At 66.2% G+C, this 10,947-nt stretch carries 14 protein-coding genes; 5 read left to right on the top strand and 9 right to left on the bottom strand.

Annotated elements, in window-relative coordinates:
- Nucleotides 1-233: 233 nt before the first annotated feature.
- Together OHQ90_RS35570 and OHQ90_RS35565 are read right to left on the bottom strand one after the other, a co-directional pair.
- A complete protein-coding gene (locus OHQ90_RS35570; protein WP_328405147.1) occupies nucleotides 234-1,079 on the bottom strand; it encodes a MerR family transcriptional regulator in 846 nt (281 codons plus the stop codon).
- Nucleotides 1,080-1,167: 88 nt separating this feature from the next.
- Nucleotides 1,168-1,530, bottom strand: a complete 363-nt coding sequence (locus OHQ90_RS35565) for a hypothetical protein (protein ID WP_328405145.1) — start codon at nucleotides 1,528-1,530, stop codon at nucleotides 1,168-1,170.
- An 88-nt stretch (nucleotides 1,531-1,618) separates the two neighbouring features.
- Between OHQ90_RS35565 and OHQ90_RS35560 the strand changes: the two genes are divergently transcribed.
- Nucleotides 1,619-2,254 (top strand): lipocalin family protein, encoded by a 636-nt coding sequence (locus OHQ90_RS35560; RefSeq protein WP_328405143.1) that lies wholly within the window; start codon nucleotides 1,619-1,621, stop codon nucleotides 2,252-2,254.
- The gene (locus OHQ90_RS35555) at nucleotides 2,251-3,576 is read left to right on the top strand and encodes a cryptochrome/photolyase family protein (RefSeq protein ID WP_328405141.1); all 1,326 of its coding nucleotides are present in this window, start codon (nucleotides 2,251-2,253) and stop codon (nucleotides 3,574-3,576) included. The genes OHQ90_RS35560 and OHQ90_RS35555 overlap by 4 nt, the downstream gene beginning before the upstream one ends.
- Before the next feature lie 410 nt (nucleotides 3,577-3,986).
- On the opposite strand, the gene OHQ90_RS35550 is transcribed toward OHQ90_RS35555, so the two are convergent.
- A complete protein-coding gene (locus OHQ90_RS35550; RefSeq protein ID WP_328405139.1) occupies nucleotides 3,987-4,595 on the bottom strand; it encodes a hypothetical protein in 609 nt (202 codons plus the stop codon).
- 271 nt (nucleotides 4,596-4,866) lie between these two features.
- On the opposite strand from OHQ90_RS35550, the gene OHQ90_RS35545 reads away from it, so the two are divergent.
- Nucleotides 4,867-5,490 carry a hypothetical protein gene (locus OHQ90_RS35545; RefSeq protein WP_328405137.1) on the top strand — a complete coding sequence of 208 codons (624 nt, stop codon included), beginning with the start codon at nucleotides 4,867-4,869 and terminating at the stop codon, nucleotides 5,488-5,490.
- A gap of 322 nt (nucleotides 5,491-5,812) precedes the next feature.
- Here OHQ90_RS35545 and OHQ90_RS35540 read toward each other — a convergent pair whose 3' ends face one another.
- Complete coding sequence (locus OHQ90_RS35540) at nucleotides 5,813-6,232, bottom strand: nuclear transport factor 2 family protein (protein ID WP_328405135.1); 420 nt, start codon at nucleotides 6,230-6,232, stop codon at nucleotides 5,813-5,815.
- A 172-nt stretch (nucleotides 6,233-6,404) separates the two neighbouring features.
- On the opposite strand from OHQ90_RS35540, the gene OHQ90_RS35535 reads away from it, so the two are divergent.
- A complete protein-coding gene (locus tag OHQ90_RS35535) occupies nucleotides 6,405-7,187 on the top strand; it encodes an SDR family NAD(P)-dependent oxidoreductase (protein ID WP_328405133.1) in 783 nt (260 codons plus the stop codon).
- 21 nt (nucleotides 7,188-7,208) lie between these two features.
- The gene (locus OHQ90_RS35530) at nucleotides 7,209-7,691 is read left to right on the top strand and encodes an acetyl-CoA carboxylase biotin carboxyl carrier protein (RefSeq protein ID WP_328405131.1); all 483 of its coding nucleotides are present in this window, start codon (nucleotides 7,209-7,211) and stop codon (nucleotides 7,689-7,691) included.
- A 40-nt stretch (nucleotides 7,692-7,731) separates the two neighbouring features.
- Here the strand turns inward: OHQ90_RS35530 and OHQ90_RS35525 are convergent, their stop codons facing one another.
- The 5 genes from OHQ90_RS35525 to OHQ90_RS35505 are packed head-to-tail and all read right to left on the bottom strand — an operon-like array spanning nucleotide 7,732 to nucleotide 10,930.
- Nucleotides 7,732-8,121 (bottom strand): lipocalin-like domain-containing protein, encoded by a 390-nt coding sequence (locus tag OHQ90_RS35525; RefSeq protein ID WP_328405129.1) that lies wholly within the window; start codon nucleotides 8,119-8,121, stop codon nucleotides 7,732-7,734.
- Between the two features lie 51 nt (nucleotides 8,122-8,172).
- Nucleotides 8,173-8,766, bottom strand: coding sequence for a DUF7691 family protein (locus tag OHQ90_RS35520; protein ID WP_328405127.1), 594 nt, complete (start codon nucleotides 8,764-8,766; stop codon nucleotides 8,173-8,175).
- A 24-nt stretch (nucleotides 8,767-8,790) separates the two neighbouring features.
- Nucleotides 8,791-9,723 (bottom strand): MBL fold metallo-hydrolase, encoded by a 933-nt coding sequence (locus OHQ90_RS35515; protein ID WP_328405125.1) that lies wholly within the window; start codon nucleotides 9,721-9,723, stop codon nucleotides 8,791-8,793.
- The gene (locus OHQ90_RS35510) at nucleotides 9,720-10,679 is read right to left on the bottom strand and encodes an aromatase/cyclase (RefSeq protein WP_328405123.1); all 960 of its coding nucleotides are present in this window, start codon (nucleotides 10,677-10,679) and stop codon (nucleotides 9,720-9,722) included. Before OHQ90_RS35510 ends, OHQ90_RS35515 begins: the two co-directional genes overlap by 4 nt.
- A complete protein-coding gene (locus OHQ90_RS35505; RefSeq protein ID WP_328405121.1) occupies nucleotides 10,676-10,930 on the bottom strand; it encodes an acyl carrier protein in 255 nt (84 codons plus the stop codon). Before OHQ90_RS35505 ends, OHQ90_RS35510 begins: the two co-directional genes overlap by 4 nt.
- Between the last annotated feature and the right edge of the window lie 17 nt (nucleotides 10,931-10,947).

Raw genomic sequence — 10,947 nt, 5'->3', positions numbered from 1 at the left:
GGGCACTTCGCCCGACCGGCGAGCAGTGGTTGTCGGGGTATTTCGGAGACCGCGCCTCGGCGGTCGCGTGTGACCGTCGCGGATCGAGCAACGTGGCTGTCGGGCACGCGGCGGTGGCGTGGAATCAGCAGATCTGTGCGCCGCGGCAACGCCGACGGGACAGAGCGGCGACGCGGCCACGCCGATGGGACACGGCACCCTCGGGTCATACGCGGTTCGCGAGGGCGAACGAATCAGCTCAGGCGGTCGGCGGCATCGGTGAGGCTATCGAGCCGGACGACCGAGTCGGGCAGGATAACCGCGTCCCAGCCGGGACCGCCGACGAACACTCCGGCTCCCGCGGCGACGCATGCGCGCACCGCTGAGGTCAGCGCGGTCGATTCCTGCTGTGACCACAGTACTGCGCACGCGGAGCGGTCATGCCTGGCAAGGGCGTCGGTCAGCGCGGTGGTCGGGACATCGGCGCCGAGCATCCACGCTCCGACACCGCGCTCCGCAAGGGCCGCGCGCAGGACCTCGAGCGGCAGCGCATGCGTCTCACCGCTGGTGCAGGCCAGCACGACCGGTCTCGAAGTCGGCCCTTCGGGCGGCGGGTTGGTGCGGTGCAGGACCGAGGTGATGCACCACGACAACAGGTGTTCGACGTCGATGCAGCCCTCGCCGGCGTGCTGGCGCGCGACGATGTCGGCAAAAGCCGGGCGGCACAACTGATCCCACGTGTCCACCACGCCGAAGGCGCGGACGTGGGCGGCGAGCCGGTCGCACACCGTCGTCGCGTCGAGCGCGAAGGCCGCGAACAACAGTGCTGCACGATCTCCGAGTGTCGGTGTGGCGCCACGCACCACCGCCGCCGCGCCCGCGGGCGTCGCCCCATCTCTGATGAGGGCGAGCATGCGGCCGAGCACCTCGATGTCGGTCTCGGTGTAGAGGCGGTGCTTTCCGGGTCGCTGCTGCGGCGGACCGATGTTGTAGCGCCGATTCCAGCTTCGCAGGGTGGCCGTCGGGATGCCGAGTCGGTCGGCGACGGCGCGCACCGTGTATCCGGCCGCGTCGGAGGCGGGAACGGTACCGGCGGACATCGCACCATTCTGCCCGGTCCCGTTCTCGCGCTTCGTCACGGCCGGGAGCCCGTGCGTCGATTCTGACCGCGACTGCCCGACCCGGCGTTCATCGCCGTACGGTGGCGGCCGCCGTCGCGGCGCAGAGCAGGCCCCAGCCTGCCGTCACGGCGATGGCCTTCGCACGCTGGGTCTGCCCGCGCAAGGTAGTGCCGACCACCACGGTGTCGGCCAGGTCCGAGCACGCCCGCACGGCGATCGCAAGCCGCATCGCGCCTGGTCCGGGCGCTGCGACGAGCGCAAGGCCCGAGGCGGCATCGCGCAGGCCCACCATCCGCGCGAGGGCTCGCGCGGCGGGGTCGTCCGAACTCCAGCCGCACGGCCCGAGCAAGAACGCGGGACGTGTGGTCACCGCGAGTCCGTATGCCGCCGTTACCGCGCCCGCCACACGCGGCAGCCACATCGTCGTCATAGATCCTCCTTCCTGTGAGCAGGGTGTGCATCAATTATGCATCGTTATGCGCTACTATGGTCGAAGCCGCCGAATCAGAGGAGTTCGCATGACCCCAATTCGAACCAGCCGGCATTCCGGTTGCCTCGCGGCTGGAGTGGCTTCGGCGCTGATCGCCATCACTACGGCCGCGGGAACCGCGGTCGCCGGCCCGGCGGTATCGCCGATCGAGGCCCCCGCGCCGGTTCCGTATCTCGACCTCGACCGGTATCTCGGCACCTGGAATCAACTGGCCGCTGTGCCGCAGTACTTCAACGTTGTGTGCGCCCGCGATACGCGGGCCACCTACGCGCTCGACCCGCAGGGCAATATCTCCGTGCACAACTCGTGCACCACATGGGTGAATTCGCTCAACGAAATCACCGGCACCGCAACGGTCAATGATCGGACGACCGGCGCGCAACTGCACGTCAGCTTTCCCGGGGTACCCACCCAGGATGGACTGGAAGGTCCGACCAACTACATTGTCACCGCGTTGGACGAGGCGTACTCGTGGGCCCTGGTCACCGATCCGAGCCGAACCTCCGGCTTCGTCCTCGCTCGCGACCGGGTACTGGATACCGCTCAGTGGCAACGGGTTCGGGCCGCTATCGATGCCGTGGGCCAGAATTCCTGTCTGTATCTGACCTCACCGACAACAGGTGGTCGGACCGATATCGCACCATTGTGCGCGGTGACGCGATGACCGTCACGATCGCACTGTTCACCCGCGACCTGCGGGTGCGTGACAACCCCGTGCTGATCGCGGCGTATCGCGAGGGTGCCGCGGTGGTGCCGCTGTTCGTCGTCGACGAGAAGATCCTGTCCGGGCGCATTCCCTCGCCGAACCGGGCCTGGTTTCTGGCCGCCGCGCTCGGCGAGCTCGATGCCGAATTACGTTCGATCGGAGGACGTTTGGTGGTGCGGCGCGGTGATGTCGTCACCGAGGTCGACCGAGTGGTCGCGGAGGTGCACGCCGACAGCGTGCATATCGCTGCCGATGTGAGTGGATACAGCCGCAGGCGCGAAGATGCGCTGCGGGTGCGGCTCGAGCGGCGCAGTTGTCTGCTGCACACGCATGCCGTCTCGATCACCGCCGCAGATCCCGAAGAGTTGGTCCCCTCGACAGGACGTGACCACTTCGCGGTGTTCACGCCGTATTTCCGGCGATGGGCGCAGGCTCACCGACGCGAGCCGCTCGGCAGACCGCGCAAACTGTCCCTGCCCAAGGTAGCCGGACTGCCATTGCCGGAGCCCAACGATATCTGCGTCGGGGCGACATCGCCCCAGCTGTCCGTCGGCGGCGAGACCACGGGCCGAAAGATCATGCGGGACTGGCTGTCCGGCCCGATCGGTGGCTACGAGCGCAGCAACGACGACCTCTCCGCCGACGCCACTTCGCGGCTGTCGCCGTATCTGCACTTCGGCTGCGTGTCCCCGGTGGAGGTGGTGCACCGGGTCGACATGTCGACCGCGGACGGCCATGCCTTCGCCCGGCAACTGGCATGGCGCGACTTCCACCATCAACTGCTGGCCGCCCGTCCCGACACCGCCCGCTCGGATTACCGCCCCCGCCAGATCGGTTGGCGCGACGACCCTCAGGCCGTCGAGGCATGGCGCGAGGGCCGCACCGGCTACCCCGTTGTCGACGCGGCGATGCGTCAACTGCGCGCCGAGGGCTGGATGCCGGGCCGCGCCCGACTGATCACCGCTAGCTTCTTATCCAAATCCCTTCGCGTGGACTGGCGCATCGGCGCAGACCACTTCCTGCGCTGGCTGGTCGACGCAGACCTGGCGAACAACCAGCTCAACTGGCAGTGGGCCGCAGGCACCGGCACCGACACTCGCCCCAACCGCGTGCTCAACCCGCTACGCCAAGCCGAACGTTACGACCCCGGCGGCGCATACGTCCGCCGCTGGATCCCCGAACTCGCTCACCTACCCGCCGCCACCATTCACACTCCATGGCGCGAAAACATCAATCCCGCAGACTATCCCGCCCCGATCATCGACTGCGTCGGCATGTAGTGCGACGACAGCAATGCGACGTCCGGTCCTGCCGCACTCGGAACCAGCCTCGGTCTCGGCCATTGCGTTGATGGCGGCCCTGCGTCTGTGGCGGTGACGAATTTCGGCAGCTGGTCCGAAGCCTCGGCGATGTGGCCAAGGCGCCGAGCTCGTAGTTCGCAGTCGCCGCCGATGAGATTGCCTTCCGGGATAAGGCATTGGGCCGGTTGTGACGTGGTGGTCCGCAGGCCGGCCGAACCGGTTGCACTGTCGAAACATTCGACAGCGGGCTATGTGACCCGAGGCGTAGACCTCCAGGCTGGATCGGTCCGAATGCGCACCCACTGCGGCACCGGCTCTCGGGATCTGCACCCTTGCGGGCAGGCAGAAGGGGTGCGATCCCGAGGACGGGCGCGTCTGATGCCGGTGGGTTACCTCGGTGGTGAGACCAGCATCGGTTGGTGTAGGTCGTAGTATTCGACCTCGCCCATGAGTTTGCTTTCCTCTTCGAACAATGACCTCAGGTCGTCGGGGATCTCGATCTCCTCGGCTGCTCGAGCTTCGGCTTCGGAGGTGAAGTAGACCGCCTCGACGTATCCGTCGCCGCCGAAGGTCGCCAAGGTGCCGCCGAGGATTTCTGGGCGTAGTTCGTGCACACGATCGGCGCCCTGCGTCAGCAATTCGTGCATTCGGCCTGCGTCGCGGGTGTGGCCCTCCATGATTTGCACGAAGCCGGCCTCGTCGGAGCCGCCCCCCAGCCACTGCGTCACCGCGGGGCAGTCCATGAATGTGACAGGTCCGTCGAAGCATTTTTCGGTCTCGGCCCACCAGGCGCCTTGCTCGGGGCGCGCACTGTTGCGTCGTGCCGCCTCTTCGGATTCGAATCGTGCCAGCGCGATGAATGTTCCGTCATCGCACTGTCCGCAGGTTGTTCCGAGGTAGCCGACGGCTCCCGGTTGCAGTTGTTCGGTCCACTGGTCCATGCATCGACGTAATCGGTCCGGATCGGCGGCTTTGCCTTGAATGACTTGGATGAACATCGAGTCCTCCTCGTGTGGAGTGACCACTCCGCATCGTCGCGGGGCCGACGCCTCGTGGTCCACCGAGGGTTGTGGGACCGCACGGCCCGCGAAGGCAGCCGCCGCATAGCTAATCGTTCGCTGCCGGGCCGCCGTGCGCAAGTACGGCTGGTCCTGGTCCGGAATGTCGAGTTGCGCGAACTGAGCCATTGTGCTCGCGCGCACCGTGGAGGAGGGTGAGTATGTCCGGTGGCGCCACCGGGGTGCCGCCCTGACAGGGTGGAGGTAACCCGTGTACGCACGTTCAAGCACAATTGCGGCCCAGCCGTCGTCGATCGACTCCGGGATCGCATATCTGCGCGATGAGGCGATGCCGTCGATGCCCGAGCTCGAGGGGTGGGTGGGCCTGTCGTTGCTGGTCGACAGGGGATCAGGACGCTGCATCGTCACTTCGGCGTGGGAATCCGAGGCCGCGATGCATGACAGCAGAGGCCGGGTCCAGGCACTGCGTTCCGGTGTGGCTCAGGCGCTCAACGGCCAGATCGATCTGGTCCAGGAATGGGAAATCGCGCTCATGCATCGTGATCAACTGAGTAGCGACGGCGCATGCACTCGGTGCACGTGGGTGCAGGCCGGTTCGGGTGAGATCGATCGGCTGATCGACACGTTCAAGACGAGCGTGTTGCCCGAGGCCGAGATGATCGACGGATTCTGCAGCGCCAGTCTGTTCGTCGATCGGGCTACCGACCGCGCGGTGGGCGCGATGGTCTGGGCAAACCGCCAGGCGCTGGACAACAGTCGCGAATATGCGGATCGGAGTAGGCCCGCGGCGGCCCAAAGGGCCGACGCCAGCGTGCTCGAGGTCGCGGAGTTCGAGCTGGGCTTCGCTCATCTGCGCGTGCCAGAGATGGCTTGACACCATCCGTCGGCGCGGCGACCGGCACCGCCGCGCCGACGGAGCCGGGCAGGCGCGGAAGACGCACCCGCCCAGCGGTTCCCGGCCTGCAGATTGTGCGACCGGGATGTTCGCGAACGACGACAACGCGAACTCGACCACAGCCCCGTCGGCATGGAGCCGATGGATATGATCTCTTGTGCACACTATAAAACTATTTCGAGCATATTTGCGCATCAAATATAAGAGAAACGTCTGACAGATTCACAGTGCGGGCGTGGACACGACACGGGCCCCGGGTGACTGCCCGGGGCCCGCTGTGTGCGCTACGGCCCTCAGCTGTTCAGTCGTGCGTGACCCGCCGCGATCGGGTGAGCAGGTTGCCATCGACCCGGACCAGAACGTCGTGGACGACGGTGCTCGGATTGATCTCCGGTGCGCTGCCGGGACGGATCTTGACGACCAGGCAGTAGGCCGTGGACACGATGGTGCCATCCTCCTGAGGCTGCAGATTGATCATGTTGAACCAATGCCTGCGTTGCATCGGATCGGTCTCGAACCGCTTGTGGAACTCGACGAGATCCGCCACGATGCGTGCCCTGGTCCGGGCCGGCGGGCGGCCCGGTGTGTGTTCGAATTCCGCGTCCTCGGTGAAGGTTTCGGCGTAACCGGGAATATCGCGGTCATCGAGCCGCTGCATCTGATCGGCGTAGAACTGCTGAACCTCGGCGTACAACTCGGTCCTGGCGGCGACGGTGGTCATGTTCGCTCCTGGTGCGGCGGGGATCTCTGCTGCCACGGTGACCGATCACGCTAGAGCCCTGCTCGAGTGGTGGCCTGCCCTGCGGCGGGGTTGACCAGAGCTATAGCAGCCCGGACGAGTCTGGAGGTCGAAGAAACCGGGCGAGTTCGAATATTCGAGCGATGGAGGAGTCATGGCGGAAAGTCGGCGCGTCGCGCTGGTGACAGGAGCGACCAGTGGCATGGGTCTGGAGATCACCAAAAGTCTGGCTGGTCAGGGTATCTCGGTGTTCATCTGCGCTCGGGATCAGGAGCGGCTGACCGACACCATCAAGGACCTGCAGGAAGAGGGCAATGAGGTCGACGGCGCTGTTTGCGATGTCGGCGACCCCGCGCAGGTGCGGGAGTACGTCGAGGCGGGTGTCGGCCGGTACGGTCCGATCGACATTCTGGTCAACAACGCGGGCCGCAGCGGTGGCGGGGTGACCGCCGAGGTGACCGACGAGCTGTGGTTCGACGTGATCAACACCAACCTCAACAGCGTCTTCCTGATGACAAAAGCGACGCTGACCGCGGGCGGCATGCTCGAGCGCGGTAGCGGGCGCATCGTCAATATCGCCTCCACCGGTGGCAAACAGGGCGTCGTGCACGGTGCGCCGTATTCGGCGTCCAAGCACGGCGTTGTCGGGTTCACCAAGGCGCTCGGGCTCGAGCTCGCCAAGACCGGGATCACTGTGAACGCGGTGTGCCCCGGTTTTGTGGAAACCCCGATGGCAGAACGGGTTCGGGAGGTCTACTCCGGGCTGTGGGGCGTGGACACCGACGAGGTGCACGCCCGGGTCAGCGCCAGGGTGCCGATCGGGCGCTATGTGCAGCCGTTCGAGGTGGCGGCCATGGTCGATTATCTGATCGGCCCCGGCGCGGGAGCGGTCACCGCTCAGGCGCTGAATGTCTGTGGCGGACTCGGCAATTACTGATCTGGTCGAAAGGTCTCAGCGATGACGACAGTGGAAGAGAACCTTGCGGACGAGCAGCACGATTACCTGCGTACCCTCGAGGCGATACAGACGGGCGCATTGCGGCTGCTCGCCGGATTTCCGCGACAGCCGAGCGCCCTGCGGATTCAAGTCGGGGAGGTGACGGTCGAGGCGGAGTGGGCGGTTGCCGCCCCGGTACCGATATCCGGGACGGCGCTGACCGAAGCACCGGAAAGCGCTGAGGTCGAGGAGGCCACACCGGTCGACCCGGTGATTCGCGCGCCGAGTGTCGGCGTGTTCTACCGCTGCCCGGAACCGGGCGCCGAGCCGTTTGTCGCGGTGGGTGATCGGATTTCGGCAGGCGAGCAGATTGCGATCGTCGAGGCGATGAAGTTGATGATCCCGGTGACCGCGCAGGTGAGCGGAGTGATCACCGGGGTGCTCAAAGAGGACAACGAACCCGTGCAGTTCGATGACGCGCTGTTTTCCTACGTTCCGGAATGAGAATCAGTGCGGAACAAGATATTTCGGGACGGCGGCGGGTTCAGGCGACGAGCCGGACCCGCCGCCAGGTCAGCACTCGACGCTGAGTCCGGCCATCGACCTGCGCCGCGCCGATCAAGGTGAGTGTGTCGCCGGCGAGCGTGCATTGCCGCACCTGTTCGGTATCGGCCCAGGCCGGGTTGGAGCACACGGTGATCGCGTGCACCATTTCCACACCGGATTGCCGCCAGGTACCCGCGTACCCCATGAACGGATTCGCCCCGACGGCCCCGTCGGTGCGCATCATGCTCACCGACATGTGCCCGTGCGGCTCGTACATCAGCAGCCCGCGCGGCGCCTCGCCCAGCGGCCCTTCGCTGCGCGTATCCGAATCATCAATATCGAAGTAGGACACCAGCTGCCAGGTCCCGACGAAATCGGTTGCGTTCATGGGTCTCACCCTGCGCGCTGCCGCTCGAATCACGCTCGAGCCGACCGATCCTCAGCCCCAGAACCCCACGATGCTGGTGCCGGGGAACCGCTTGACCTCCCGCATCCACGCGACGCAGTCTTCGATTCCCTCGAGCACCTCCGGTTCCAGTGCGGCGCGCTGCTCGGGGAGCGTGGCGGCCCATCGGTCGAGTGCGGCCAAACAATCCTGTTCGGCCCACTCGCCGCAGCCTGCCAGCGTCGGATGCGGCAGCCCGGCCGGCAACCGGTTTCCCGCGAAGGCGCGCACGCTGACTCGCATTCCCAAGGCGGCCAGGCCTTTATCGACCCGGGCCGGCCAATCGAACTGCAGCGGCCCCCACAGGTCGTCGAGTGCGGCACCGAAAACCGAACACATGCTCTCGTAGACGTCCAGGTAATCGTTGGCGTACCGCTGTTCGAACGGGCCACCGTCGATCACCCTCCGTAGTGCCTGTGCCGCGGTGGGCGCGCCATCGGCGATCTGCCCGGCGTAGTCCTCGTCCAGCTGCGCCATGGTCTCGGCGCGCTCGGCTGAAATACGCGCGAAGTGGCCGTCGTCCTTCGACCCGACCACTTCGTCGACCGTATTGAGGTCGACTATGTACAGACTCAGGAAGTACCCCACGGCGGGAGTCTATGTCCTCGGCCGTCATGCGTAGCAGGTCGGTAGCCTGCCTCCGTTGTAGGCAACCATCTCGCCGAAAATCGACAGCACATCGAGCGGTGCGCCCGCCGGCCCGCCGTCGAGTTCCGCATAAGCGCGGTACAGGTTTCCGACGATCCGTTCGGCGTCGACGAGTTCGGTGAACTCACCGTGGTCGACCTGCCGTGCGACCTCCAGCGGTGTCAGGCCGAGCGAGCGTCCCTCGGCCGCGAGCTCCTGGATCCATTGCAGGTAGCGGGCCGTTTGTGCGAGCACTTCCGCACCTGTCACCGGGCCATGACCGGAGACAACGGTTTTCGCGCCGAGCGCGGCGAGCTTGCGGACGGCGGTGAGCGAGCCACTGATCGATCCCATCAGACAGAACGGGGCCGCGCCGGACATGACGATGTCACCGGCGAACAGGACGCGCTCCTCCGGGAGCCAGGTGACCACGTCGTTGGTGGTGTGCGCGGCGGGACCGAGGTGGATCAGTTCGACCCGGCGGTCGCCGACGTGCACGGTGATCCGGTCGGCGAAGGTGATGGTGGGCAGCGTGACTCGTACATCGCCCCACGCCACGTCCGGCCACAGCTGTGTCAGCGCGAGGCCGGTCTCGATCATCTCGGGGCGGATGCGGTCGTGGCCGAGCACCACCGCGGTGGGACCGAAGAGATGGTTGCCGAAGTTGTGATCGCCATGGTGGTGGGTGTTCACGATCGTCCTGGCCGGGCCGACCTCCAAGCCGTCGACGAAGTCGACCAGGGCGCGCGTGCGGCCTTCGGTGGCCAGGGTATCGATCACCAGAGCGCCGTTCGTCCCCGCCAGAACGCCTGCATTGCTGACACACCAGCCGCCGCGACTGTGGGTGTAGGCGAAGACGTTGTCGGCGACTTCACGCACGACCGGCGCGACGAGCTGGGGGAGTCGGGTCGAGGTCATGTCGGTGACTTCGTCGCGTCGGCCTGCTGTGCCGCGGCATACCGCACCGCGCACAACAGCGTATTGCGGCTGTTGGTGCCGAGGGCCTCACCGAGATAGGCGCGCGCATCGGCCAGATCGGTATCCGCGCCCAATATTTCGCGCGCCCGCTCGGGGTCGATGGCGACCGTGTGCCGTGCGGTGACCACCGCGCCGTCCCGGCCGTCGGCGAATTCCCAAGCGCCGCTGTGCCCGAAGAGCATGGCGGGCGGCATCAGCTGCTTGTAGTCGATCCGCGTGCCGTCGAAACAGACGCGCACCGACTTGGTGGTGTGCGCGATCCCACCTGCCGTCACCGTGTCCATCTCCATCAGCTGGACGCCTTCGGCATCCTCGGTGAGCTCGATTCTGCTGACATGCGGAACGTGCTCGGGCCACTGTTCGCTGTGGTAGATGAAGTCGTAGAGCTCGGCGGCGGAGGCATCGAGCACTACGGTGTCCTCGAAGGTGTGGATGACGTCGTCGATCGGATGTCCAAGCTCGGCAATGCGCGCGAGCGCCGCGAGCTCGCTGATGCTGTTGCCGTCCACCGCGCCGGCGACCAGCGCGGGGTCGACGTCGTCCACGACGGTGAAGCGGTGGTCCAACGTCACTTCGGTGACGCCCGGGTCGAGCTCGCGGAAAGCCCAGCTGCCGCCCATCGACGCGATCGGAGTGCGGCTGCGTTCCTGCTCGAACGAGATCCGGCGTTGATCCCGGTCGAGCAGCCGTCGCGAGGTCCAGTTCGTCACCTCACCATTGACGGTGGCCCACAACCGGAATCGCTCTTCGTCCGGTCCACGATGCAGATGGCGAACCAGCACACTCGGCCCGAAAACCACCGGCCAGCAGCTCACATCGGCGACCAGGTCGTAGACGATCTCCGGTGCCGCCTTGATGACCTGGGTATGGCGCATGTCCCGGGCGAGCGCGCTCATGCCGCACCACGCAGCTGGTCGTTGACGATATCGATCAGTTCCTGCGGCGTCTTGACATCGATGAGTTGCTCCTCCGGGATCATCACGCCGAAATCGCGCTGGATCCGCGACGCGGTCTCGATCAACGCCAGCGAGTCGTAGCCGAGCTGGTCGAAATCGACGGTCGAAATATCGCCGTTCAGCTCGGCGATCTCGTCGCCGCCCGCGCATTCCACGAGGATCTGTCGCAGTGCTGTGATGGTCATGGTCATGATCGGCTCCTCGAAGT

It is taken from the genome of Nocardia sp. NBC_00403 (genome assembly GCF_036046055.1).
Classification (GTDB): domain Bacteria; phylum Actinomycetota; class Actinomycetes; order Mycobacteriales; family Mycobacteriaceae; genus Nocardia.
The sequence above is the reverse complement of the archived record's forward strand: the minus strand, read 5'-3'. Positions and strand labels throughout refer to the sequence as shown.